This window comes from Streptomyces globisporus, from assembly GCF_003501885.1.
GTDB lineage: Bacteria > Actinomycetota > Actinomycetes > Streptomycetales > Streptomycetaceae > Streptomyces > Streptomyces globisporus_D.
Map to the genome: position 1 here is coordinate 1 of NZ_QWFA01000132.1, position 23512 is coordinate 23512.

Here is a 23512-nt window from a genome sequence, read left to right on the forward strand (position 1 = left end):
GATTTCCCCCGGCTCCCCTCGGTCCCCGTTTTACTGCTCCCCCGCGGCCCCCGCCTCCCCCGAAGCGGAGGGCCCTGCCTCAGGCCACCAGCTCGCCGAAGGACTCCTGCTCGTCACGTCCGAAGCTGAGGACCTCGTCCTCGCGCAGCCGGCGCAGGGAGCGCCAGATGCTCGACTTCACCGTGCCGACACTGATGTCGAGGATGGACGCGATCTCCGGGTCGGTGCGGCCCTCGTAGTACCGCAGGACCAGCATCGTGCGCTGGAGTTCGGGCAGCCGGGCGAGCGCCTGCCACAGCACCGCCCGCAGCTCCGTGCCGCGCATCGCGTCCGTGTCGCCCACCGTCTCCGGCAGCTCCTCGGTCGGGTATTCGTTGAGCTTGCGCCTGCGCCAGGCGCTGATGTGCAGGTTGGTCATGGTGCGGCGCAGATAGCCGCCGACGGCCGCCTTGTCGCTGATCCTGTGCCAGGCCCGGTACGTCGAGAAGAGGGCGCTCTGGAGGAGGTCCTCGGCCTCGAACCGGTCGCCGGTCAGGTGGTAGGCGGTCGCGTACAGGGAGGCCCGTCGCTCCTGGACGTAGGCCGTGAACGCCGCTTCGGCGTCCGCGTTCTCCGCCCCCGTGGTGCGATCCCCCGTGGCCTTCCCGTACGCGCTTCCCCCGTTGCCCCCCACATCCCCCGTGGGCGCGTCAACCACCGTCATGTACGTCGAACGCGGCTGCTCCGCGGTCGACTGCGACGGCAGATGCTGACGCCCGGTGCTCCGGACACACCCCCGTACGCCCCCCAGCTCTCGGCTTCGCTCGAGCAGGGAGGTACCCCCGGTCACACCGGACTTCTCCGGGCTCCGCCCGATGTCGTGGAGGCGCGTGACAACTGCGCTTGAGCTGGTGCTGTGCAGTGCGTTCATCTCGCGCCCCCTATCGGTGGAGTCCGTTCGTTCCTTGCTGACCAAGAGCTTGCCGGGGCAGTTTCATGGCGCTGTCCCCCGACTGTCACAGGCCTGTCACAGGGGCGGTTGCGGCCGTGCCCGGACAATCGGACGGGACCACAGGTCGAACTGAAGCGCCACCATGGGCCAGAATGGCGCTCGTGCCTTTCCTGTTGCTGATCGAGGACGACGACGCCATCCGCACGGCCCTCGAACTCTCGCTGTCACGCCAGGGCCACCGTGTGGCCACCGCGGCGACGGGAGAGGACGGCCTGGAGCTGCTGCGCGAGCAGCGGCCCGACCTGGTCGTGCTGGATGTGATGCTGCCCGGGATCGACGGTTTCGAGGTGTGCCGGCGGATCCGCCGCACCGACCAGCTGCCGATCATTCTGCTGACCGCGCGCAGCGACGACATCGACGTCGTGGTGGGACTGGAGTCCGGCGCGGACGACTATGTGGTGAAACCCGTCCAGGGCCGGGTGCTGGACGCCCGGATCCGGGCGGTGCTGCGCCGCGGGGAGCGCGAGTCGACCGACTCGGCGACCTTCGGCAACGTGGTGATCGACCGCTCCGCCATGACCGTCACCAAGGACGGGGAGGATCTGCAGCTCACGCCGACCGAGCTGCGGCTCCTGCTGGAGCTGAGCCGCCGGCCCGGACAGGCCCTCTCCCGGCAGCAGTTGCTGCGGCTGGTGTGGGAGCACGACTACCTGGGCGACTCCCGGCTGGTGGACGCCTGTGTGCAGCGACTGCGCGCGAAGGTGGAGGACGTGCCGTCCTCGCCGACCCTGATCCGTACGGTGCGGGGCGTGGGCTACCGGCTGGACTCGCCTCAGTGACCGAGACCGCCAAGCGGTCCCTGCGTGCGGGGCTGCGCTGGACCAGCCTGCGCCTGCGGCTCGTCGTGGTGTTCGCGCTGGTGGCGCTGGTGGCGGCGGTGTCCGCCTCGGGGATCGCGTACTGGCTCAACCGCGAGGCCGTGCTGACCCGTACGCAGGACACCGCGCTCGACGACTTCCGGCGGCAGATGCAGGAAACGGCGGCGGCGCTGCCGACGCGGCCCACCAAGGACGATCTCCAGCGGGCGGCCGGGAAGATGGCGTCCAGCAGCCCGGGCTACAGCGTGCTGCTGGTGGCCGAGCGCGAGCGCGGCAAGCCGATCGTGGGCTACTCCGACCTGGACACCTTCACCCGGGCCCACGTACCGGACTCGCTGCAGGAGCAGGTGGCCCGCAAGCAGCCGCTGACGTCGAGCAACGAGCACGAGTACCACCTGTTCTGGCAGCGTACGAGCATCGCGGGCACCCCGTATCTCGTCGCCGGTACGCGGATCATCGGCGGCGGCCCGACCGGTTACATGCTCAAGTCCCTCGACCAGGAGCGGCAGGACCTCAACTCGCTGGCCTGGTCGCTGGGGATCGCCACCGCCCTCGCGCTGGTCGGCTCGGCGCTGCTCGCGCAGGCCGCCGCGACGACGGTGCTGCGCCCGGTGCAGCGGCTCGGCGACGCGGCCCGCAAGCTCGGCGAGGGCAAGCTCGACACCCGGCTCGTGGTCTCCGGCACGGACGAACTGGCCGACCTGTCCCGTACGTTCAACAGGACGGCGAGCTCGCTGGAGAAGAAGGTCGCGGACATGAGTGCGCGGGAGGAGGCGAGCCGCCGGTTCGTCGCCGACATGTCGCACGAGCTGCGTACGCCGCTGACCGCGATCACCGCGGTGGCCGAGGTGCTGGAGGACGAGGCGGACACCCTCGATCCGATGATCGCGCCCGCCGTGCATCTGGTGGTCAGCGAGACGCGGCGGCTGAACGACCTGGTGGAGAACCTGATGGAGGTGACCCGCTTCGACGCGGGCACGGCCCGGCTCGTCCTGGACGACGTCGACGTGGCCGACCAGGTGACCGCGTGCATCGACGCGCGGGCCTGGCTGGACGCGGTGCACCTGGACGCGGAGCGCGGCATGATGGCCCGGCTCGATCCGCGCCGGCTGGACGTGATCCTGGCCAATCTGATCGGCAACGCCCTCAAGCACGGCGGTTCGCCGGTGGGCGTACGGGTGCGGACCGAGGGCGAGGAACTGGTCATCGAGGTACGGGACCACGGTCCGGGCATCCCCGAGGATGTGCTGCCGCACGTCTTCGACCGGTTCTACAAGGCGAGCGCCTCCCGCCCGCGGTCGGAGGGCAGCGGGCTCGGCCTCTCCATCGCCATGGAGAACGCGCACATCCACGGCGGTGACATCACGGCGGCGAACTCTCCGGACGGCGGTGCCGTGTTCACGCTGCGGCTGCCGCGTGACGCCGAGAGGATCGTACGGAACGACGAACCGGGTGCGGGCGCCCCGGACGAGGACGGGGCGACGTGAAGCACGGCGATGTCACGTACCGGAGGCGGAACCCGCTGCGCGGGCGGTCGGCCGCCTCCCTGGCGGGCCTGCTGGCGGTCGCGGCGCTGGTCTCCGGGTGCGGGATCCGGACGACGTCGGTGCCGGTGGACGCGGGGGCCGCGCCCTCCCGGGTGCCGTGCCGGCTCTCCGCCTCGGACGTCGCCACCCGGTCGCCGGACAGCGTGGGCGCCGAGGTGTATCTGGTCTGCGCCTCGCAGCTGGTCACCGTGGACCGTCCGATGCCGCCGGACGCGGTCGGCGGCAAGCCGGTGGAGGTGGCCCGCGCGCTGCTGGCGGAGGTGCAGCGGGCGCCGTCCGCGGGCGAGCGGCGGGCCGGGTTCACCACCGCGGTTCCGGCGGGGCTGCGGGTGGATCCGTCGCGGGGCGGCGATCCGGCGGGCACCCTGCGGCTGAGCAGCCAGCCCGAGGACCTGTCGGCGGAGGCGCTGGCCCAGCTGGTGTGCACGTACGCGGAGAGCGAGTCGTTGGTCCGGGACGGTTCGGTGGTGCTGGGCGGGCCCGGGGACTACCCGCCGCGCGGCTATCTGTGCACCTCGCAGACGAAGTCCCGGCCTGGTGACCTGGCCACGCCGGAGGCGCTCCCGCTGGACTGACGCGGGTCCCGCCGGGGCCGAGCGGGGGCGTCCGTGCGCAGCCGCCCTCGACCGTACGGAACCGATCCTGCCGGTCGTGGCGTCTTGGTGGGCGTGCGTCACAGTTCGGACGGCCAGACCGTCATCCACTTCCGCGCGGCGGGCGTCACTCTCCTGATCGCACATCTCCTGTTCGTCGGGTGGCTGACGCTGCGCCCGCTGGACGTCCCCTGGATCACGGCGGCGAATTTCGAGCCGCTGGCCGGGATCAGGGCGGACCTCGCGCTGGGACCGGCCGAGGCGGCCCGTCGGATCGGCGGGGCGTTGCTGCTGCTGGCCCCGCTCGGGGTGCTGCTGCCGATGGCCGGGGGCCGGATCTTCGTCTCCTCCTGGGTCTCGCTGCTGCGCACCGTCGCCGCCGGGGCGCTGATCTCGCTGGCCATCGAGCTGGGGCAGACCGGGGTGCCGGGGCAGGTCGTCGACATCGACTCGCTGCTGCTGAACACCACCGGGGTGGTCCTGGCACATCTGCTGGTCGTTCCGGTCTGCCGGGCGCGACTGCGCCGCCGGGGGCTGCCGGGCGTCCGGGATCTGCCTCACTACCGCCACGAGACCCGACTCAGGGACGAGGCCCCTCAGGGATCGACCCCGACGATTACCGGGGTCGGCCTCGCACCGTAGAGCGATGCTTTGCCCCCCTTCGCGGCGGCACCATGGATACATCGGGGAGCAGAGAAAGCTGCTCCTCCCGCTACGGTTCGCGAAGGAGCCCACCATGGCCGCACTTGTCCGCCCCCGCGAAGGCCGCATGATCGGCGGAGTGTGCGCCGGCCTCGCCCGGCGCTTCGGTACGTCGGCGAGCACGATGCGCGTGATCTTCGTCGTGTCCTGCCTGCTGCCCGGCCCGCAGTTCCTGCTCTACCTGGCGCTGTGGGCGCTGCTGCCCTCGGAGAAGTCCGCCTCCTCCGCGACGGCCTGGTGACACGCCGGACCACGGGGAGCGTGAAGACCGACGAGAACGCGCCGTGGGGCGCACACCCTGGACCAGGGTGTGCGCCCCACTGACGTGTACGGGTGCGCGTCGGCATCACCGGCGCGCGGGTGCGGGTCAGCCGCCGAGCGGGATCCCGTTGGCGGTGAGGCCCTGGGTGGGCAGTCCGCCGAGCAGGCCGGTGACCGGGGCGGCCGCGTCGGTGGCCTGGCCGCCGAGGACCTTGCCGACGGTGTCCTGGACCGGCGCGTTCTGGACCGACTGCGCGACGGTGTCCAGCGCCATCGTCGAGACGGGGAGCGCCCCGGCCGCGGCGTCCAGCGGCAGCGCGGGAGCGGCGGAGGCGCTGCCGGCGGCGGCAGCGGCGAAAGCGGCACCGAGAGCGGCGACACCGAGAGTCTTGGCAGACTTCTTCATGGAGAATTCATCCTTGGGGAAGGGGATGTGAGCGGCTCTGCAAACTAGCCAGCCCGCCGCCCGATCCGCAAACATCCCGACACGCGGGAAAAGGGCCGGGAAACTGCTTCCCGACCCTTTCACCTGATGCGCCCCTCAGCTCCCGGAGACCGTAGAACTGCTGGTCACAGCGGTCTGACGGAAAAGCCACTCCGACTTCAGCTCGGCGTATCCGGGCTTGATGACGTCATTGATCATCGCGAGACGTTCGTCGAAAGGAATGAAAGCTGATTTCATCGCATTGACTGTGAACCACTGCATGTCGTCGAGCGTGTATCCGAAGGTCTCGGTCAGCTGCTCGAATTCCTGGCTCATGCTGGTCCCGCTCATCAGCCGGTTGTCCGTGTTCACCGTGATGCGGAAGTGCAGCTTGCGCAGCAGTCCGATCGGGTGCTCGGCGTACGAGTCGGCGGCGCCGGTCTGGAGGTTGGAGGTCGGGCACATCTCCAGCGGGATGCGCTTGTCCCGTACGTAGGAGGCGAGGCGGCCGAGGGAGACCGAGCCGTCCTCGGCGACCTCGATGTCGTCGATGATCCGCACCCCGTGGCCGAGCCGGTCGGCGCCGCACCACTGGAGGGCCTGCCAGATCGACGGCAGGCCGAAGGCCTCGCCCGCGTGGATGGTGAAGTGGTTGTTCTCGCGCTTGAGGTACTCGAACGCGTCGAGGTGGCGGGTGGGCGGGAAGCCGGCCTCGGCCCCCGCGATGTCGAAGCCGACGACGCCCTGGTCGCGGTAGCTGTTGGCCAGTTCGGCGATCTCCAGGGCGCGGGCGGCGTGCCGCATCGCGGTGAGGAGGGCTCCGACACGGATGCGGTGGCCGTTGGCGCGGGCGATGCGCTCGCCCTCACGGAAGCCCGCGTTGACGGCCTCGACGACCTCTTCGAGGGTCAGGCCGCCCTCCAGGTGCTGCTCGGGGGCGTAGCGGATCTCGGCGTAGACGACACCGTCCTCGGCGAGGTCCTCGGCGCACTCGGCAGCCACCCGGAACAGCGCGTCACGGGTCTGCATGACGGCGCAGGTGTGGGCGAAGGTCTCCAGATACCGGGGCAGGGAGCCGGAGTCGGCGGCCTCGAGGAACCAGATGCCGAGCTTGTCGGGCTCGGTCTCGGGGAGGGAGTCGTAACCCTGCGCGCGGGCCAGCTCGACGATGGTGCCCGGCCGCAGGCCGCCGTCGAGGTGGTCGTGGAGCAGCACCTTGGGGGCGCGCCGGATCTGGTCGGAATCAGGGACATTCGGGGTCTGGCTCGTCATCTTCGCACTCTAGCGCCTACGCGCGTAGAGCGCCGGTTGTCGATGCTGAACAGTGACCGGAAAGTCGGGTGGAGTACACCTGCTCTTCTGAGACTGTTCTGTCATGGGACAGCGCGCACTCCCCCTGCCCGCAGCCAGGCTGGGACGGGCCGTTCGGACGGCCGGAGCAATCGACGAGGTCAGCGGCGTGGTTCTGCTGCTCCCGGACGGTGAGGCCGACTCGCACCGCCGCCCCTCCGCCCTCTCGTACGCGATACAGCTGCCGTTCGCCCGCGCCCTGGCCCGCGCCGGGGAGGGCGACGGGCTCGCGGTGCACGTGCTGCGCTACCGCCGCCGGGGCTGGAACGCGGACGACGCGCATCCCGCCGAGGACGCCGCGTGGGCGGCCGACGAGGTCCAGCGGCTCTACGGCGACGTCCCGGTCTGCCTGGTCGGCCACGGGATGGGCGGGCGGGCCGCGTTGCGGGCCGCCGGGCACGGTGCGGTCACCGCGGTCCTGGCGATGGCACCGTGGCTGCCGGAGCGGACGGCGGCCGAACCGGAGCCGGTGAAGCAGTTGATGGGGCGTCGCGTGCTGATCGTGCACGGCACCAACGACGAGCGCACCGACCCGGAGCTGTCCTACCGGCTGGCCGAGCGGGCGAAGAAGTCCAATCGGGACACCTGTCGCTTCGAAGTCCACTCCGACGGGCACGCGTTGCGCCAGCACCGTTCCGAAGTGGTGGCGCTGGCCGCCGACTTCGTCCGGGGTTCGCTCTTCGCCCGGTCCTACGCCCGCCCGGTCGCGGACGCGCTCGCCGCACCGCCGCCGCTGGGGCTGCGGATGCCGCTGGCCGCCGGGTTCGGGCGGTCGTTGCGGCGATGAGGAGGCGTCGGGCCGGGGTCGGTGTCAGGCCCCTGGTCGCCGCGCGAGTCCTCGTAGCAGCAGCGTCGTTGCCGTCCATACCGCCGCGCATCCGGCGGCGGCGAGCAGCAGGGCGAGCCACACGGTGTCCGTCGCGACGGCGGCGGTGACGGCGAGGCCGGCGGCCAGCAGGGTCGCCGCCATCACCACGACGACCTGGGCCGTGGGGGTGTCCGTGGCGCGGGTGGCGCGGCGGCGGTGCAGCCACCCCGCGCCCCGCAGGAAGGCGGTCCCGACGATCAACAGGGCGAGCCCCATGGCCAGTCGGACGGCGGGCTCGCGGTCCGGCGTCTCGACCGTGTCCTGGCGCAGTTCACCGCTGCCCAGCTGCCACACCAGGTCGCGCCAGGTGAACACGGTGACCCGGTCGCCGGGCGCGAGTTCCTTCCACACCGGACCGTCCCCCCGCATCCGTATCCGGAACGACGGTTCCTCGGGGCTGAGATCGACCGTGACCCAGTTGGTGACGGCCTTGTTCGACCGGCCGGTCTCGGTGGAGACGACGGTGGCGGCCCACTCGGAGAGACAGTCGCCGTTCTCGGGCGCGGAGACCTCCGCGCACGGCCGCGCGGCCCGGAAGTCGGCGGCGTCGGAGAGCGCCCCGGGCAGCAGCGCGAACAGGACGGCGGCGGCGAGCACCAGCACCGAGCCGACGACGGACGCGAAGATGACGCCCTTCAGGCTCGGGAGCCCGGGCGGCTGCTGCTGCGGCCAGGGAGAGGGGGACCGATTCACCGGGCCATTCTCGCTCGCCTGTTCCCTCAGTCCGGCAGCAGGTTCCCCCTCCGCGACAGCAGGAAGCGCTTGAAGGCCGCGACCGGCGGGGTGTCGGGGTGTCCGTCCAGCCAGGCGACGCCGATCTCGCGGGCCGCGCGCGGTGCCGTGACCGTCAGCTCGACGACTCCGGGGCGGGCGACGGCGGGCGGCGGCAGCAGCGCCACCCCGAGCCCGGCGGCGACCAGCCCGCGCAGGGTCTCCGCCTCCTCGCCCTCGAAGGCGACGCGCGGGGTGAAGCCCGCCTCCGCGCACAGGTCGTCGGTGATCCGGCGCAGCCCGTAGCCCGGCTCCAGCGTCACGAACGTCTCGTCGGCGGCCTCCGCGAGGCGGATCCGGCGGCGGGAGGCGAGGCGGTGGTCGTCGGGGACCACCAGGCGCAGCCGCTGTTCGTCGAGGCGGCGGGTGACCAGGTCGGGGGCGTCGGGCACGGGCGAGGTGAGGCAGAGGTCGAGGCCGCCCGCGCGGAGCCGTTCGATCATGGCCTCGCCGTAGTTCTGCACGAGCTGGAAGCGGACCCTCGGGTGGTCGACCCGGAAGGCACGGATCAGGGCGGGCACGGTCTCGGAGCCCATGGTGTGCAGGAAGCCGAAGGAGACCCGGCCCGCCGTCGGGTCGGCGTCCGCCCGGACCGAGTCGGCGGCCTTCTCGACCTCGGCCAGGGCGCGTTCGGCCGAGCCGAGGAAGGTGCGGCCCGCCGGGGTGAGGGAGACCGTGCGGCCCTTGCGGGCGAACAGGGCGACGCCCAGGTCCGCTTCGAGCCGGACCATGGCCCGCGAGAGCGTGGACTGCGGGACCCCCAGCTCGTGTGCGGCGCGGGTCACATGCTCGTGCCGGGCGACCGCCTCGAAGTACGCGAGGCGGGGCGCGAGCACGGCCCGGATGTCTTCTTCGTAACTGCTTGGTGACAGCCGAGGCCCTGAGCTGTGTTCATGCACCATGGGATTGATTATGGCAGTTTCGTGCATTGGACGCATGAAACCTGCGGGTCTAATTTCGATGTATGCCTCCCGCCGATACCGGGGCATCCACCGTCGTGGTGGGTGCCTCTGCCCCGTCGTCCCCCGTCACCACCACCGCCGCGCCGGCCTCCACCCATGGGCGCCTGGAGCCCGGCCGCCCCGGCTACCGCCGGATGAGCTTCGCCCTCTTCGCCGCCGGTGTCGCGGCGTTCGCCCTCCTCTACTCCACGCAGGCCCTGCTGCCCGCCGTCTCCGCGTCGTTCGACGCCACCGCCGGACAGGCGAGCTGGACGGTCTCGGCGGCGACCGGGGCACTGGCTCTGTTCGTGCTGCCGCTGAGCGCGCTCTCGGAGCGGTTCGGGCGGCGGCAGATGATGACGGCGTCGCTGGCGATCGCGGTGCTGGTCGGACTGCTGGTGCCGTTCGCCCCGTCGATGGGCGCGCTGATCGCGCTGCGCGCCGTCCAGGGTGCGGCGCTGGCCGGGCTTCCGGCCTCCGCGATGGCGTACCTCGCGGAGGAGGTGCGGCCCAAGGCGCTGATCGCCGCGATCGGGCTGTTCGTGGCGGGCAACAGCATCGGCGGGATGAGCGGCCGCATCCTCACCGGCTGGGTCGCCCAGGCCTGGGGCTGGCGCGCGGCGCTCGCGGCGGTCGGGCTGCTCGCGCTGGCGTGCGCCGTAGCCTTCCACTTCCTCATCCCGAAGGCGAAGAACTTCCGCCCCGGTTCGCTGAACCCGAAGGCCCTGGCGAAGACCGTCGCCATCCACCTGGGCAACCCGCTGCTGGTCCGGCTGTACGCGATCGGCGCCCTGTTCATGACGGTGTTCGGCGCGGTCTACACGGTGATCGGCTACCGGCTGGTCGAGGAGCCGTTCAGCCTGCCGCAGGGCGTCATCGGCTCGATCTTCCTCGTCTACCTGGTGGGGACCGTCTCCTCGGCCGCCGCCGGACGCCTGGTGGCCCGCCTCGGCCGCCGGGGCGCGCTCTACCTGGCGGTCTCCACGACCGCCGCCGGGCTGCTGCTGTCGCTCGCGGACCGGCTGGCCGCCGTCCTGCTGGGCCTGGTGCTGATCACGGCCGGCTTCTTCGCCGGGCACGCGGTCGCCTCGTCCTCGGTGAGCCGGACGGCGACGGAGGGCCGGGCGCAGGCGTCGGCGCTGTACCAGTCGGCGTACTACCTGGGCTCCAGCGCGGGCGGCACGCTGGGCGCGGTCGCCTTCCACGCCGGGGGCTGGGCGGCGACGGTGGCGCTGGGCCTTCTTGCGGTCCTCGGCGTCGTCTCGATCACCCTGTACGGGACCCGGGTGGCGCGGGCGGAGCGGCGGGCGCTGGTTCCGGCGACCCGCTGAGCACACGGGTCCGGGCGGCAGATGCCGCCCGGACCCGTACTGCTTCGGCCGTCAGCGGGCCATCAGCGCGAAGACTCCCCAGCCGACGTACTCACGCTGATACCGCGCGTAGCGGGCGGGACCGGTGGTGAGTTCGGCCCGCACCTCGGCGGCCATCCCGTCATCGGGATGCGCGTCGAGCCAGCGGCGGAGGTTGAGCCACTGCGCCGCCTGGTAACGGTCCCAGCTGTCCTGGTCGGCCAGCACCATTTCCACGACGTCGTACCCGAGATCCCCGAACCGCTCGATCAGCTCCGGCAGGAGCAGGAAGTCGTCCCCGCCGCGGGCGTGGCAGCCTTCGGCGGTCTCCTGATCCGGCACTTCGCGGAGCCAGTACGGCTCACCGATCAGCATCAGACCGCCCGGGCGGAGGCTCCTGCCCAGCAGTTCGACGGTGCCGGCCACGCCCCCTCCGATCCAGGTGGCGCCGACGCACGCGGCGAGTCCGACCGGCTCGTCCGCGACGAAGCCGGAGGCATCGCCGTGCACGAAGGAGACCCGGTCCGCGACGCCGAGTTCGGCGGCACGGGAGCGGGCCTTGTCGGTGAACACGGTGCTGATGTCCACCCCGGTCCCGGTGACGCCGTGGTCCCGGGCCCAGGTGCACAGCATCTCGCCCGACCCGCTGGCGAGGTCGAGCACACGGGTTCCGGGCGGCAGGCGCAGCGCACGGCCCAGGGCGGCGAGCTTGCCCGGGGTGAAGGGGTTGTGGATGCGGTGGCTACTTTCGCGCAGGGTGAAGATGCGGGGCAGATCCACGAGAGGTGTTCCTTGCGTTCGATGAGGTCATGGCTTCTACGGAGGGCTGCCGGGTGGAATCGGCCGCCACTGCTCGGACCGTCATCGAAAACACCTCGTCGGGAACGCGCGGATCGTGAACCAGGCGAACCTACGGCCTTCCGGTCGGTCGTTCCACCGGTTTTCGCGACGCAACCGAGACATACCGGCGCGCAACCACCGCTCCCCTTCGCGCGTCTACCAGGCGTAACCACAAAACCACTGTGGGCGAAGGGGAGTTGCCGCATGGGAGACATGGCGAAGACATCCGGCAGACGGCTGCGACGCGGGGTGGCGCTGTCCGTCGCCGGGCTGGTGGCCGCTCCGGCCCTGGTCCTGGGCAGCGGCACCGCCGCCCAGGCGGCGTCCTGCACGAAGTCGGTGGGACCCCACCAGAAGCAGGTCGAGAAGTTCCTCGAGCGGCCCGTGGACGGCAAGCAGTCGACGGCCGACTGCAAGGCGATCCAGAAGTTCCAGAAGGCCCACGGGATCACCCCCACCATCGGCTACGCCGGTCCGCTGACCTGGCGCACGATGAACACGATGCTCGCCCAGAAGGCGGCCGGGAAGAACCCCAACAAGGCGGGGAAGTGCCCCACCAACAAGGGGCGCATCGCCTGTGTCGACCTGACCCGGCAGCTGAGCTGGATCCAGGACGGCAAGAAGCTGAAGTACGGCCCGGTGCCGGTGCGGACCGGGCGGGACGGCGCGGAGACCCGGACCGGGGCCAAGAAGATCTACTGGCGCACCATCAAGCACTGGTCGACGATCTACAAGGTCTGGATGCCGTACTCCCAGTTCTTCGACGGCGGCCAGGCGTTCCACTCGGTCACCAAGTCCATGTACAACCCGCCGGGCTCCGGCGGCTGCGTCAACATGCGGCCCACCGACGCGAAGGCATACTGGAAACTGCTGAAGAACGGCGACGACGTGTACGTGTACGGGCGCAAGCCCGGGACCTGAGCGAGGCGCTGGGCGCACCCCGAGGGGTGCCGGACGGATGCTCCCGAGGGGTGCCGGACGGATCGTGGCCGGAGCCACGGCCTCCGGTACCCCTTGTTCGCTTTCCGCCCCCGACTGTCAGTGGCCTGCGGTAGCTTCCGACGTACCGGGTGACGGATGCCACAGCGCGAGGGCGCGCGACAGGGGTGGAGCGATGAGCGATCTGACCACGACGACGGCCACGGAAGCGGCGGACGGCGAGAAGCCGGATGCGGCCGGGATCGACAGCCGTCTGGAGGGGCACCGGGTCGAACTGACGGGGTACTGCTACCGGATGCTCGGATCCGCCTTCGAGGCCGAGGACGCGGTGCAGGACACCCTGGTCCGGGCCTGGCGCAACTTCGACAAGTTCGAGGGCCGCTCCTCGCTGCGCTCCTGGCTCTACCGGATCGCCACCAACGTCTGCCTGGACATGCTGAACGCCGGCAACAAGCGGGCCCGCCCGGTCGACCTGACCGGCCCGACCCCGCTCGCCCAGGCCGCGCTGAGCCCCCGCCCGGAGAACGTCTGGCTGGAGCCGATGCCCGACGGCCGGATCCTGCCGTCGGTCCAGGACCCGGCGGAGGCGGCCGTGGCGCGCGAGTCGGTGCGCCTGGCGTTCGTCGCCGCCCTCCAGCACCTGCCGCCGAAGCAGCGGGCCGTGCTGATCCTGCGCGAGGTGCTCGCCTGGAAGGCCGCCGAGGTCGCCGAGCTGCTGGAGACCTCCGTGGCCTCGGTCAACAGCGCCCTGCAGCGGGCCCGCGCCACGCTGACCGAGACGGAGGGCCGGGCGGGCGATGCGGCGGACCCGCTCGACGAGGAGCAGCAGAAACTCCTGGAGCGCTATGTGAAGGCGTTCGAGGGGTATGACATGGCCGCCCTGACCGCGCTGCTCCACGAGGACGCGGTGATGACGATGCCGCCGTTCGACCTGTGGCTCCAGGGCACCGGGGACATCACGGGCTTCATGACCTCCATCGGCGCGGCCTGCGCGGGCTCCAAGCTGGTGCCCGTCTCGGCCAACGGCTCCCCCGCCTTCGCGCACTACAAGCCCGCCGAGGACGGTTCCGGGTTCGTGCCGTGGGCGGTCCAGGTCATCGACGTCCAGGACGGGGCGATCACCGGGATGCACTGCTTCCTGGACGTCCCGCGCTGGTTCCCGCTGTTCGGTCTGCCGGACCGGCTTCCGGCGGACGCGCGGGAGGCGTAGGCGGACGGGTTGGCCGGTCGGGTGGGGAGGCGGGCGCGTACGGCGTCCGCCTCCCCACCCGCGTACGTCACAGCGGTCCCGGTACCCGTTCCTCCGGCCCCTCCTCCAGGCTCACCACATCGGCCAGCCCCACCAGGTCCAGCAGCGCCCGGAGTTCGGGGGGCACCCGGCGCAGCCGCAGGGTGTGTCCGGCCCGACGGGCGACGAGCCCCAGCCGGGCCACCGCTTCGACGGCGGTCAGATCCGGCCGGATCATCCCGCCCACATCGCAGTCCACCGCCGCGCCCGGGGTGAGGGCGGCGCCGCAGGGATCGGCGAGGGCGCGCTCCAGCTCGGCGCAGAGGTCGGCGACGACGGCACGGCTGACCCGGCCGGTCACGGTCAGGGTGATCGGATTTTCGGCATCCACACCAGGCAGACCGGACCGGCGGGCGAAATTCATCGGCCCGACCCCGGCGAGGCTCTCGCGCGGGGGCTCTTTTGCGTCATCTCCGGCCTTCTGTGCGGATCCTGTGAACCAACGTGCCCGGCTTTCCCTCTAGTTCGGTGAACCGACGGCCGCAGCCGTCCTTTCTGCGTATCTGCGGGCCGACGGGTTGAGGAACCATCGAGTTCTCCAGGGGGAGAGTTGCGCAGACACGTGAGAAACGCGTGCATACCGGCGGTCGCCGCGGCGGTGGCCGTGGCGCTGGCGGCGGGCATGACCCAGACCGCCGTCGCCCAGCCGGACCCGAAGGGGGCGTACGGCGCCCGGGCCCAGGACCGGGACCGGGAGATGCGTCACCTGACGCTCGTCACCGGTGACCGGGTCACCGTGGACGCCCAGGGCCGACCGGTCGCCTTCCGGCCCGCGAAGGGCCGGGAGAACATCCCGGTCCAGCGGATGAGCCACAAGGGCCACACCCTCGTCATCCCGGCCGACGCCCACCGGCTGATCGTCTCCGGCAAGCTGGATCGTCGGCTCTTCGACGTCACCGAGCTGAGCCGTCCGGAGAACCTCCGGGCCCAGAAGGACGGTCTCAAGCTGATCGTCGGCTACCGGGGCAAGCAGGCCGCAGCCGCGAAGGCGCTGGTCCGCGACGCGGGCTCCACCGAGGTCGGCCGCAGCCTCACCTCGCTGAATGCCGAATCGGTGACCACACCGACCGCCGACGCGCCCGACATCTGGAAGGCGCTCACCGACCGGGGCACGGGCGGTGAGCGGGTCACCACGGCGGCCGGCATCGACCGGGTCTGGCTGGACGGCGTGCGTAAGGCGAGCCTCGACAGGAGTGTCCCGCACATCGGCACCCCGGCGGCCTGGAAGGCCGGGTTCACCGGCAAGGGCGTCAAGATCGCCGTTCTGGACACGGGGACGGACTCCGGCCACCCCGACCTCAAGGGCCAGATCCTCGCGGAGAAGAACTTCAGCGCCGCGAAGGACACGAAGGACCGGGTCGGCCACGGTACGCACGTCGCCTCGATCGCGGCGGGCACCGGTGCGAAGTCGGGCGGCAAGCTCAAGGGCGTGGCCCCGGATGCCAAGCTGCTCTCGGGCAAGGTGCTGGACGACGAGGGCTACGGCGAGGACTCCGGCATCCTGGCCGGCATGGAGTGGGCGGTCGCGCAGGGCGCCGACATCGTCAACCTGAGCCTCGGCGGCATGGACACCCCCGAGGTGGACCCGCTGGAGGCGGCGGTCGACAAGCTGTCGGCCGAGAAGGGCGTGCTGTTCGCCATCGCCGCGGGCAACGAGGGCGACGGCGCGGGCACGGTCGGCTCGCCGGGCAGCGCGGACGCCGCGCTGACCGTGGGCGCGGTCGACGACAAGGACAAGCTGGCGGACTTCTCCAGCCGGGGCCCGCGGATCGGCGACGGCGCGATCAAGCCGGATGTGACGGCCCCCGGCGTGGACACCACGGCGGCCATCCCGCCGGGTTCGCTGATCGCCCAGGAGGTGGGCGAGAAGCCCGCCGGTTACGCCACCATCTCGGGTACGTCGATGGCCACCCCGCATGTCGCGGGCGCGGCCGCGCTGCTCAAGCAGCAGCACCCCGACTGGAAGTACGGCGAGCTGAAGGGCGCGCTGACCGCGTCCACGAAGCCGGGGGCGTACAACCCGTTCCAGCAGGGCTCCGGCCGGATCCAGGTGGACCGCGCGATCGGCCAGACCGTGATCGCCGAACCGGTCTCGGTGAGCTTCGGGGTGCAGCAGTGGCCGCACGCCGACGACAAGCCCGCCACCGAGAAGGTCACCTACCGCAACCTCGGCACGAGCGACGTCACCCTCGATCTGAAGGCGACGGGCACCAACCCGCAGGGCAAGCCCGCTCCGGCCGGCTTCTTCACGCTCGGCGCGGACAAGGTGACCGTTCCGGCGGGCGGCACGGCGGAGGTCACGCTGACCTCCGACACCCGGCTCGGCGGCACCGTCGACGGCACGTACTCCGCGTATCTGGTGGCCACCGGTGGCGGGCAGACCGTGCGCACGGCCGCCGCGGTCGAGCGTGAGGTGGAGAGCTACGACGTCTCCATCAAGCACCTCGGGCGGGACGGCCGTCCGGCCGCCCACGTGGACAGCACGCTCTTCCGCTTCGGCATGGAGTCCGGCTACCCGTTCCTGAGCCCGCAGGTCGTCGACGGCACGGCCAAGATCCGGGTACCCAAGGGCACGTACGTGGCCAACTCCACGGTGTACAAGGACCCGGACGACGTCACCAAGGGCGCCGACTGGATCGCGCAGCCCAAGGTCGCGGTCACCAAGAACACCTCGCTGACGTTCGACGCCCGCAAGGCGAAGCCGGTGAAGGTCGCGCTGCCGGACGCGAAGGCGAAGGGTGAGCTGTTCTCCCCGGACTACGTGGTGGAGGCGGCGAACGACGCGGTCTCCTTCGGCTGGGTGATGGAGTCGCCGGCCGGGCTCCGTACGCTCCACGTCGGCCCGAAGATCACCGACGGCTCGCTCGCCCAGCACTGGACGGGCACGTGGAGCAAGGGCGCGTCGACCGAGTACGACATCGCGGTCGGCGGCACGGTCAAGCAGCTCGCCACCGGCTTCGACCGGAAGTTCACCACCGCGCAGCTGGCCAAGGTGAAGATCGCCATGGGCTCGGCCGCACCGAAGAAGAAGGGCTCGGTCTCCGCCGTGGGCTTCCTGCCCACATCGGGCGGCGGCTGGTCCACGGCGGTCGAGCAGAAGCTGCCCGGCACCCGCACGCTGTACCTCTCCACCACCGACAAGGTGAGCTGGGGCTTGGAGTTCAGCCAGCTGGGCCCGGTCGACCAGGACGGCTGGCCGACGTACGAGGCCGACTACCAGATCAGCGATGAAGCCACGTTCAAGGCGGGCAGGACCTACAACAAGTCCGTGAACACCGGGGTGTTCGGCCCGCTGGTGAGCAAGGACCACGGCGTGGTCCGTGAGGGCAACGAGATCTTCGGCATGCTCCCCCTGCTGGCGGACGGCGCCGGCAACGCGGGCGGCATCGAGTACACGTCGGCCAAGACCGTCCTGTACCGCAACGGCAAGAAGATCGGCCAGAACAACGACCCGCTGAGCGGCGGCGAGGGCTTCAAGGTCCCGGCCGGATCCGCCGCCTACAAGCTGTCGACCTCGGTCAAGCACAGCGCGAAGGTCAACCCGCTCTCCACCCGGGTGGACGCGTCCTGGACGTTCAGCTCGAAGAAGACCGAGTTCACGATGCTCCCGGTCTCCACGGTCCGGTTCACCCCGGCCGTCGGCGCCGACGGCCGGGCCAAGCCGGCTGGCAAGACCGTCTCGGTGCCGGTGAAGGTGCACGGCGCGGCCGCGGGCAAGAACCTGAAGTCGCTGAAGACGTACGTCAGTTACAACGGCGGCAAGACCTGGAAGAAGGTCACGGTGAAGAAGGGGAAGATCACCGTGAAGAACCCGGCGAAGAACAAGGCGATCTCCTTCTCCGCCAAGGTCACCGACAAGAAGGGCAACACCTCGTCGGTGAAGATCTACAGCGCTTACCTGGGCAAGTGACGGGCGCTCGCGGGTAGTTCACCCCACGCATGACGGCGGCCCGCCGCACGGAGAGCATCCGTGCGGCGCGGCCCACCGCACGGAGAGCATCCGTGCGGCGGGCCGCCTGTGTGTCCTGAGCCATTACGCGATACGTTCCCGCACCACCGGCAGCGGCGAGAACGACGTGCCGGCCGGGGCGATGTCGTACGCCTCGGGCAGGGCCTTGAGCGCGTAGTCGAACTTCTCCGGGGTGTCCGTGTGCAGCGTCATCAGGGGCTGGCCCTCGGTGACCGTGTCGCCGGGCTTGGCGTGCAGTTCGACGCCCGCGCCCGCCTGCACCGGGTCCTCCTTGCGGGCGCGGCCCGCGCCGAGGCGCCAGGCGGCGACGCCGACGTCGTAGGCGTCCAAGCGGGTCAGGACGCCGGAGGCGGGGGCGGTGACCACGTGCTGTTCGCGGGCGGTGGGGAGGGTGGCGTCCGGGTCGCCGCCCTGGGCGGAGATCATGCGGCGCCAGACGTCCATCGCGGAGCCGTCGGCCAGGGCCTTCTCGGGGTCGGCGTCCTTGAGGCCCGCCGCGTCCAGCATCTCGCGGGCGAGGGCGAGGGTCAGGTCGATGACGTCCTGCGGGCCGCCGCCGGCCAGGACCTCGACGGACTCGCGGACCTCCAGGGCGTTGCCCGCGGTGAGGCCGAGCGGGGTCGACATGTCGGTGAGCAGGGCGACCGTGCGCACCCCGCTGTCGGTGCCGAGCGCGACCATGGTGGAGGCCAGCTCGCGGGCGTCCTCGATGGTCTTCATGAAGGCGCCGGAGCCGACCTTGACGTCCAGGACGAGCGCCCCGGTGCCCTCGGCGATCTTCTTGGACATGATCGAGCTGGCGATCAGCGGGATGGCCTCGACGGTGCCGGTGACATCGCGCAGCGCGTACAGCTTCTTGTCGGCGGGGGCGAGACCGTCACCGGCGGCGCAGATGACCGCGCCGGTGCTGTCGAGGACGTTCAGCATCTCCTCGTTGGAGAGGTGGGCCCGCCAGCCGGGGATGGACTCCAGCTTGTCCAGGGTGCCGCCGGTGTGGCCGAGGCCCCGCCCGCTGAGCTGCGGCACGGCCGCGCCGCAGGCGGCGACCAGCGGGGCGAGCGGCAGGGTGATCTTGTCGCCGACGCCGCCGGTGGAGTGCTTGTCGGTGGTGGGGCGGGAGAGCGCGTCGAAGTTCATCCGCTCGCCGGAGGCGATCATCGCGGCGGTCCATCGGGCGATCTCGGTGCGGTTCATGCCGTTGAGCAGGATCGCCATGGCGAGGGCGGACATCTGCTCGTCGGCGACCTCGCCGCGGGTGTAGGCGTCGATGACCCAGTCGATCTGCTCGGGGGTCAGCTCGCCTCGGTCCCGCTTGGTGCGGATGACGGAGATGGCGTCCATGGGAGTCCTTCCGGCCGGGTGCGTACGCAAGAGTCCTCGTTGACTCTACGCGCATAGAGAGGGGAAAGAGCGGTGGCCCTTCCACGAGGGAAGGGCCACCGCCGGAGAATGCGGGTTCAGCCGAGGTGCTGCGGGCCGAACGACTGCGGCAGCATCGCGTCGAGCGTACGGAGGCCGTCCGGGGTCTCCAGGAGGAGCTCCGGGCCGCCGAACTCGTACAGCAGCTGCCGGCACCGGCCGCACGGCACCAGGATCGCCCCGGTGCCGTCCACGCAGGTGAAGTGGGTCAGCCGGCCGCCGCCGGTGGCCTGGAGCGTGGAGACCAGACCGCACTCGGCGCAGAGCGAGAGGCCGTAGCTGGCGTTCTCCACGTTGCAGCCGGTGATGGTGCGGCCGTCGTCCACCCGGGCGGCGACACCGACCGGGAAGCCCGAGTAGGGGGCGTACGCCCGGGACATGGCGTCCCGGGCGGCCGCCCGCAGGGCGTCCCAGTCGGCCTCACCGAAGGCCGGGGCGGGCGGGGGTGTCACTTGCCCTCGCCCTTGCGGTACGGCACACCGTTGGCCTTCGGCATCCGCAGGCGTTGTGCGGAGAGCGAGAGGACCAGCAGCGTGGTGACGTACGGCGCGGCGTCGACGAACTGGCTCGGCACCTGGTCGGTCAGGAAGTACCAGGTGAACAGCAGCGCCGAGACGACCGCCGCGACCGCGGCCGAGACGTACTTCTTCTTGTACAGCTGCCAGAACACCGCGATGACCAGCAGGATCGCCAGCAGGAGCAGCATCGCGTGGACGTTCTCGGCGCCGCCGCGCAGCTTGAGGCTGTCGGTGAAGCCGAAGAGGCCCGCACCCAGCGCCATGCCGCCCGGCATCCAGTTGCCGAAGATCATCGCGGCGAGACCGATGTAGCCGCGGCCGCCGGTCTGGCCCTCCTGGTAGATGCCGGTGGCGACGATCGCGAGGAACGCGCCGCCGAGGCCCGCCAGACCGCCGGAGACCGTGACGGCGATGTACTTGTACTTGTACACGTTGACGCCGAGGGTCTCGGCGGCCACCGGGGACTCGCCGCAGGAACGCAGCCGCAGTCCGAACGGGGTGCGCCACAGGATCCACCAGGTGGCGGGGATCAGCAGCAGGGCGACGACGGTGAGCAGGGACAGGCCGGTGACGAGCCCGCCGATGATGCCCGCCAGGTCGGAGATCAGGAACCAGTGCTGTTGCTGCAGGTCCTGCATCCAGTCCGAGAGTCCCGGAACGGTGATCCGGTCAATGGGATCGATGCGCGGGGACTGCTTCGAGGAGCCGCCCTGGACGCCGTCGAAGGCGAAGTTGGACAGGTAGCGGGTGACGCCGACGGCGAGGATGTTGATGGCCACACCGGAGACGATGTGGTTCACGCCGAAGGTGACGGTGATGACCGCGTGCAGCAGACCGCCGATGCAGCCGCCGAGAATCCCGAAGAGGACACCCACCCACGGGCCCCACTGGAACCCGGCCCACGCGCCGAACCAGGTGCCGAGGATCATCATGCCTTCGAGGCCGATGTTGATGACGCCCGCGCGTTCGGCCCACAGACCACCGAGTCCGGCGAGGCCGATCGGCACGGCGAGTGACAGGGCGCCGCGGACCTGGCCGACGGAGGTGATGTCGTCGGCGCCGCTGATGACGCGGACCAGTGAGACCAGGGCGAGACCGCCCGCGATGATCAGCAGGAGGACGGGCAGGGAGAGCTTGCGGCGGCCGTTGCCCTTCTGGGGGGCGGGGCGTGCGGCGGTGGTTTTGCTGGTGCTCACAGGGCCGCCTCCTTCTCGGTCGTGAGGGCGTGTCCGGCGGCGAGCTCCTCGCCGACCTTCTGCTGCTGGCGGCGGATGCCGTAACGGCGGACCAGCTCGTAGGAGACGACGACCGAGATCACGATCAGGCCCTGCATGATCGTGGCGATCTCCTTCTCGTACCCGTACTGGTCGAGCGAGGCCGAGGACTTGTCCAGGAACGCGATCAGCAGGGCGCTGAGGGCGATGCCGAGCGGGTTGTTCCGGCCCAGCAGCGCGATGGTGATGCCGGTGAAGCCGATGCCCGTGGGGAAGTCGAGGCTGTAGGTGTGCGTGTCGCCGAGCAGGGTCGGCATGCCGGCCAGGCCCGCGACCGCGCCGGAGATCAGCATCGAGGTGAGGATCATCTTCTTGGCGTCCACACCGGAGGCCTGGGCAGCGGTCTCACTGGCGCCGGTGGCGCGCAGGTCGAAGCCGAACCGGGTGCGGTTCAGGACGAACCAGTACAGGACGCCGCATCCGGCGGCGACGAAGGTGAAGCCGTAGATCTCCCCGGCCATATCACCCATCGGCAGCCCCGGGAACCAGCCGGACTCCGGGATCTCGCCGGTGGTCAGGTTGTTGGAGCCGGGGGGCTGCTCGCCGAAGTTCTTCGGCAGGATCATCCAGGCGACGAGCGCGGTGGCGATCGAGTTGAGCATGATCGTCGAGACGACCTCGCTCACCCCGCGGGTGGTCTTGAGGAAGCCCGCGATACCGGACCAGAACGCGCCCACGAGCATGGCGACGATCACGATCAGCGCGATGTGCAGCGGCCCCGGCAGCTCGACGCTCGCGCCGACCAGCGCGGCCATCATCGCGGCGAGGCGGTACTGCCCGTCGACCCCGATGTTGAAGAGGTTCATCCGGAAGCCGACGGCCACCGCGAGCGCGGCGAGGTAGTACGTACCGGCCTGGTTGATGATCAGGACCTGGACGTCGGCGTAGGAGGCCGAGTCGAACATGATCCGGTACGGCTCGAAGGGGTTCTGCCCGGAGGCGAGCAGCACCACGGTCGTCAGCGCGAGGGCGACGACCAGGGCGAGCACCGGGCCGGCGAAGCCCAGGATCAGCCGGTCCTTGTCGAATTTCTTCATCGGGCCTCGTCCTCCGAGCCTTCGAGGTGACCGGTGGCGGCGCCGGTCATGGCCGAGCCCAGTTCCTCCGGGGTGATGGTGGCCGGGTCGGCGTCGGCGACCAGCCGACCGCGGTACATGACGCGCAGGGTGTCGGAGAGCCCGATCAGCTCGTCCAGGTCGGCCGAGATCAGCAGCACGGCGAGCCCTTCGCGGCGGGCCTCGCGGATCTGGTCCCAGATCTGGGCCTGCGCGCCGACGTCCACCCCGCGGGTGGGGTGGGCGGCGATCAGGAACTTGGGCGCGTGGCTCATCTCGCGGCCGACGATCAGCTTCTGCTGGTTGCCGCCGGAGAGGGAGGCCGCGGTGACGTCGATACCGGGGGTGCGGACGTCGTACTCGCGCACGATGCGCTCGGTGTCGGTGCGGGCCGCCTTGTTGTCCAGCAGCCAGCCGCGGCTGTTGGGCTTCTCGGTGACGTGGCCGAGGATGCGGTTCTCCCACAGCGGGGCGTTCAGCAGGACGCCGTGGCGGTGGCGGTCCTCGGGGATGTAGCCGATGCCGGACTCGCGCCGCTTACGCGTCGGGGCGTGCGAGATGTCGTCGGTGCCGAGGGTGATGACTCCGGCGTCCGGGTCGCGCATGCCCATGAGGGCCTCGATGAGTTCGGTCTGGCCGTTGCCCTCGACGCCCGCGATCCCCAGGACCTCGCCCCGGTGGATGGTGAAGTCGATGCCGGCGAGCACGTCGCGGACGGTGCCGTCGGGGTCGGTGACGGTGAGCTTCAGGTCCTGGACCCGCAGCGTCGGTACGTCGGTGACGGTGGACTCGCGGGTCTCCGGCGAGGGCAGCTCGCTGCCGACCATCAGCTCGGCGAGCTGCTTGGTCGTGGTGGAGGCCGGGTCGGCGGTGCCCACGGTCGTACCGCGGCGGATGACGGTGATGTCGTCGGCGACCGAGAGCACCTCGCCCAGCTTGTGCGAGATGAAGATGACGGTCAGGCCCTCGGCCTTGAGCTCGCGCAGGTTGGCGAAGAGCGCGTCGACCTCCTGCGGCACGAGGACCGCGGTCGGCTCGTCCAGGATGAGGATGCGGGCGCCCCGGTAGAGCACCTTGAGGATCTCCACGCGCTGCCGGTCGGCGACCCCGAGGTCCTCAACGAGCGCGTCGGGCCGGATGCCCAGGCCGTACGCGTCGGAGATCTCCTTGATCTTCTTCCGGGCGCCGGAGCCGATGCCGTACAGCTTCTCGCCGCCGAGGACGACGTTCTCCAGGACGGTGAAGTTGTCGGCGAGCATGAAGTGCTGGTGCACCATGCCGATGCCACGCTCGATGGCGTCACCCGGGTTGGCGAACGAGACCTGCTCGCCGTCGATCGCGATGGTGCCCTCGTCCGGCTTCTGCATGCCGTAGAGGATCTTCATCAGGGTGGACTTGCCGGCGCCGTTCTCCCCGACGAGGGCGTGCACGGTGCCCTTGCCGATGGTGATGTCGATGTCGTGGTTGGCGACGACGCCGGGGAAGCGCTTGGTGATGCCGTGCAGTTCTACGGCAGGGGGGCTGCTGGACGCGTTGATGACGCACTCTCCTTGGCCGGACAGGAGCGGGGGCGGAGGGGCTCGGGGGGCTCGGG

22 protein-coding genes are annotated in these 23512 nt (G+C 71.0%); 10 read left to right on the forward strand and 12 right to left on the reverse strand.

Annotation, left to right across the window (positions count from 1 at the left end; genetic code table 11):
* Positions 1 to 79: 79 nt before the first annotated feature.
* Positions 80 to 910, reverse strand: coding sequence for a SigE family RNA polymerase sigma factor (locus D3105_RS23020; protein ID WP_118904961.1), 831 nt, complete (start codon positions 908 to 910; stop codon positions 80 to 82).
* Between the two features lie 182 nt (positions 911 to 1092).
* Between D3105_RS23020 and afsQ1 the strand changes: the two genes are divergently transcribed.
* The 5 genes from afsQ1 to D3105_RS23045 all read left to right on the forward strand — a co-directional run bounded on the left by afsQ1 (position 1093) and on the right by D3105_RS23045 (position 4892).
* Entirely contained in the window at positions 1093 to 1770 is a 678-nt protein-coding gene (afsQ1, locus tag D3105_RS23025; RefSeq protein ID WP_006127084.1) for a two-component system response regulator AfsQ1, read from the forward strand.
* Positions 1767 to 3296: a sensor histidine kinase gene (locus tag D3105_RS23030; protein WP_118904963.1), complete on the forward strand. Its 1530-nt coding sequence runs from the start codon at positions 1767 to 1769 to the stop codon at positions 3294 to 3296. The genes afsQ1 and D3105_RS23030 overlap by 4 nt, the downstream gene beginning before the upstream one ends.
* A complete protein-coding gene (locus D3105_RS23035; RefSeq protein ID WP_118904964.1) occupies positions 3293 to 3931 on the forward strand; it encodes a hypothetical protein in 639 nt (212 codons plus the stop codon). Before D3105_RS23030 ends, D3105_RS23035 begins: the two co-directional genes overlap by 4 nt.
* 87 nt (positions 3932 to 4018) lie before the next feature.
* Positions 4019 to 4591, forward strand: a complete 573-nt coding sequence (locus D3105_RS23040) for a VanZ family protein (protein WP_118904965.1) — start codon at positions 4019 to 4021, stop codon at positions 4589 to 4591.
* Positions 4592 to 4685: 94 nt separating this feature from the next.
* Positions 4686 to 4892: a PspC domain-containing protein gene (locus D3105_RS23045; RefSeq protein ID WP_030576079.1), complete on the forward strand. Its 207-nt coding sequence runs from the start codon at positions 4686 to 4688 to the stop codon at positions 4890 to 4892.
* Between the two features lie 126 nt (positions 4893 to 5018).
* Here the strand turns inward: D3105_RS23045 and D3105_RS23050 are convergent, their stop codons facing one another.
* Both D3105_RS23050 and D3105_RS23055 read right to left on the reverse strand, forming a co-directional pair.
* Complete coding sequence (locus D3105_RS23050; protein WP_010058552.1) at positions 5019 to 5318, reverse strand: hypothetical protein; 300 nt, start codon at positions 5316 to 5318, stop codon at positions 5019 to 5021.
* A 135-nt stretch (positions 5319 to 5453) separates the two neighbouring features.
* Positions 5454 to 6608, reverse strand: coding sequence for an adenosine deaminase (locus D3105_RS23055; RefSeq protein WP_118904966.1), 1155 nt, complete (start codon positions 6606 to 6608; stop codon positions 5454 to 5456).
* Positions 6609 to 6795: 187 nt separating this feature from the next.
* Between D3105_RS23055 and D3105_RS23060 the strand changes: the two genes are divergently transcribed.
* Entirely contained in the window at positions 6796 to 7473 is a 678-nt protein-coding gene (locus tag D3105_RS23060; protein WP_118904967.1) for a dienelactone hydrolase family protein, read from the forward strand.
* Positions 7474 to 7497: 24 nt separating this feature from the next.
* On the opposite strand, the gene D3105_RS23065 is transcribed toward D3105_RS23060, so the two are convergent.
* Both D3105_RS23065 and D3105_RS23070 read right to left on the reverse strand, forming a co-directional pair.
* On the reverse strand, positions 7498 to 8247 hold the full coding sequence (locus D3105_RS23065) for a hypothetical protein (protein ID WP_118904968.1): 750 nt from the start codon (positions 8245 to 8247) through the stop codon (positions 7498 to 7500).
* Positions 8248 to 8273: 26 nt separating this feature from the next.
* On the reverse strand, positions 8274 to 9227 hold the full coding sequence (locus D3105_RS23070; RefSeq protein WP_118904969.1) for a LysR family transcriptional regulator: 954 nt from the start codon (positions 9225 to 9227) through the stop codon (positions 8274 to 8276).
* Between the two features lie 62 nt (positions 9228 to 9289).
* On the opposite strand from D3105_RS23070, the gene D3105_RS23075 reads away from it, so the two are divergent.
* A complete protein-coding gene (locus D3105_RS23075) occupies positions 9290 to 10597 on the forward strand; it encodes an MFS transporter (RefSeq protein ID WP_118904970.1) in 1308 nt (435 codons plus the stop codon).
* Between the two features lie 51 nt (positions 10598 to 10648).
* Here the strand turns inward: D3105_RS23075 and D3105_RS23080 are convergent, their stop codons facing one another.
* On the reverse strand, positions 10649 to 11395 hold the full coding sequence (locus tag D3105_RS23080; protein WP_118904971.1) for an SAM-dependent methyltransferase: 747 nt from the start codon (positions 11393 to 11395) through the stop codon (positions 10649 to 10651).
* A gap of 264 nt (positions 11396 to 11659) precedes the next feature.
* Between D3105_RS23080 and D3105_RS23085 the strand changes: the two genes are divergently transcribed.
* Complete coding sequence (locus D3105_RS23085) at positions 11660 to 12376, forward strand: L,D-transpeptidase family protein (RefSeq protein WP_118904972.1); 717 nt, start codon at positions 11660 to 11662, stop codon at positions 12374 to 12376.
* Between the two features lie 193 nt (positions 12377 to 12569).
* On the forward strand, positions 12570 to 13604 hold the full coding sequence (locus D3105_RS23090; protein ID WP_118904973.1) for a sigma-70 family RNA polymerase sigma factor: 1035 nt from the start codon (positions 12570 to 12572) through the stop codon (positions 13602 to 13604).
* Between the two features lie 67 nt (positions 13605 to 13671).
* On the opposite strand, the gene D3105_RS23095 is transcribed toward D3105_RS23090, so the two are convergent.
* The gene (locus tag D3105_RS23095; RefSeq protein ID WP_118904974.1) at positions 13672 to 14046 is read right to left on the reverse strand and encodes an STAS domain-containing protein; all 375 of its coding nucleotides are present in this window, start codon (positions 14044 to 14046) and stop codon (positions 13672 to 13674) included.
* A gap of 198 nt (positions 14047 to 14244) precedes the next feature.
* On the opposite strand from D3105_RS23095, the gene D3105_RS23100 reads away from it, so the two are divergent.
* Positions 14245 to 17592, forward strand: coding sequence for a S8 family peptidase (locus tag D3105_RS23100; protein ID WP_425315752.1), 3348 nt, complete (start codon positions 14245 to 14247; stop codon positions 17590 to 17592).
* A gap of 123 nt (positions 17593 to 17715) precedes the next feature.
* Here the strand turns inward: D3105_RS23100 and D3105_RS23105 are convergent, their stop codons facing one another.
* The 5 genes from D3105_RS23105 to D3105_RS23125 all read right to left on the reverse strand — a co-directional run bounded on the left by D3105_RS23105 (position 17716) and on the right by D3105_RS23125 (position 23480).
* The gene (locus D3105_RS23105; RefSeq protein ID WP_118904975.1) at positions 17716 to 18993 is read right to left on the reverse strand and encodes a thymidine phosphorylase; all 1278 of its coding nucleotides are present in this window, start codon (positions 18991 to 18993) and stop codon (positions 17716 to 17718) included.
* A gap of 116 nt (positions 18994 to 19109) precedes the next feature.
* Entirely contained in the window at positions 19110 to 19523 is a 414-nt protein-coding gene (locus tag D3105_RS23110) for a cytidine deaminase (RefSeq protein ID WP_118904976.1), read from the reverse strand.
* A complete protein-coding gene (locus tag D3105_RS23115; RefSeq protein ID WP_118904977.1) occupies positions 19520 to 20785 on the reverse strand; it encodes an ABC transporter permease in 1266 nt (421 codons plus the stop codon). The genes D3105_RS23110 and D3105_RS23115 overlap by 4 nt, the downstream gene beginning before the upstream one ends.
* Positions 20782 to 21900: an ABC transporter permease gene (locus D3105_RS23120; protein ID WP_118904978.1), complete on the reverse strand. Its 1119-nt coding sequence runs from the start codon at positions 21898 to 21900 to the stop codon at positions 20782 to 20784. Before D3105_RS23120 ends, D3105_RS23115 begins: the two co-directional genes overlap by 4 nt.
* Positions 21897 to 23480: an ABC transporter ATP-binding protein gene (locus D3105_RS23125; RefSeq protein WP_118904980.1), complete on the reverse strand. Its 1584-nt coding sequence runs from the start codon at positions 23478 to 23480 to the stop codon at positions 21897 to 21899. The genes D3105_RS23120 and D3105_RS23125 overlap by 4 nt, the downstream gene beginning before the upstream one ends.
* Positions 23481 to 23512 lie beyond the last annotated feature (32 nt).

What these genes read in the sequence shown, in the direction of transcription:
- D3105_RS23020 (WP_118904961.1), bottom strand. Translation starts at nt 910, where the DNA reads ATGAACGCACTGCACAGCACCAGCTCAAGCGCAGTTGTCACGCGCCTC.
- D3105_RS23045 (WP_030576079.1), top strand. Translation starts at nt 4,686, where the DNA reads ATGGCCGCACTTGTCCGCCCCCGCGAAGGCCGCATGATCGGCGGAGTG.
- D3105_RS23050 (WP_010058552.1), bottom strand. Translation starts at nt 5,318, where the DNA reads ATGAAGAAGTCTGCCAAGACTCTCGGTGTCGCCGCTCTCGGTGCCGCT.
- D3105_RS23055 (WP_118904966.1), bottom strand. Translation starts at nt 6,608, where the DNA reads ATGACGAGCCAGACCCCGAATGTCCCTGATTCCGACCAGATCCGGCGC.
- D3105_RS23070 (WP_118904969.1), bottom strand. Translation starts at nt 9,227, where the DNA reads ATGGTGCATGAACACAGCTCAGGGCCTCGGCTGTCACCAAGCAGTTAC.
- D3105_RS23075 (WP_118904970.1), top strand. Translation starts at nt 9,290, where the DNA reads ATGCCTCCCGCCGATACCGGGGCATCCACCGTCGTGGTGGGTGCCTCT.
- D3105_RS23085 (WP_118904972.1), top strand. Translation starts at nt 11,660, where the DNA reads ATGGGAGACATGGCGAAGACATCCGGCAGACGGCTGCGACGCGGGGTG.
- D3105_RS23090 (WP_118904973.1), top strand. Translation starts at nt 12,570, where the DNA reads ATGAGCGATCTGACCACGACGACGGCCACGGAAGCGGCGGACGGCGAG.
- D3105_RS23095 (WP_118904974.1), bottom strand. Translation starts at nt 14,046, where the DNA reads ATGAATTTCGCCCGCCGGTCCGGTCTGCCTGGTGTGGATGCCGAAAAT.
- D3105_RS23105 (WP_118904975.1), bottom strand. Translation starts at nt 18,993, where the DNA reads ATGGACGCCATCTCCGTCATCCGCACCAAGCGGGACCGAGGCGAGCTG.
- D3105_RS23120 (WP_118904978.1), bottom strand. Translation starts at nt 21,900, where the DNA reads ATGAAGAAATTCGACAAGGACCGGCTGATCCTGGGCTTCGCCGGCCCG.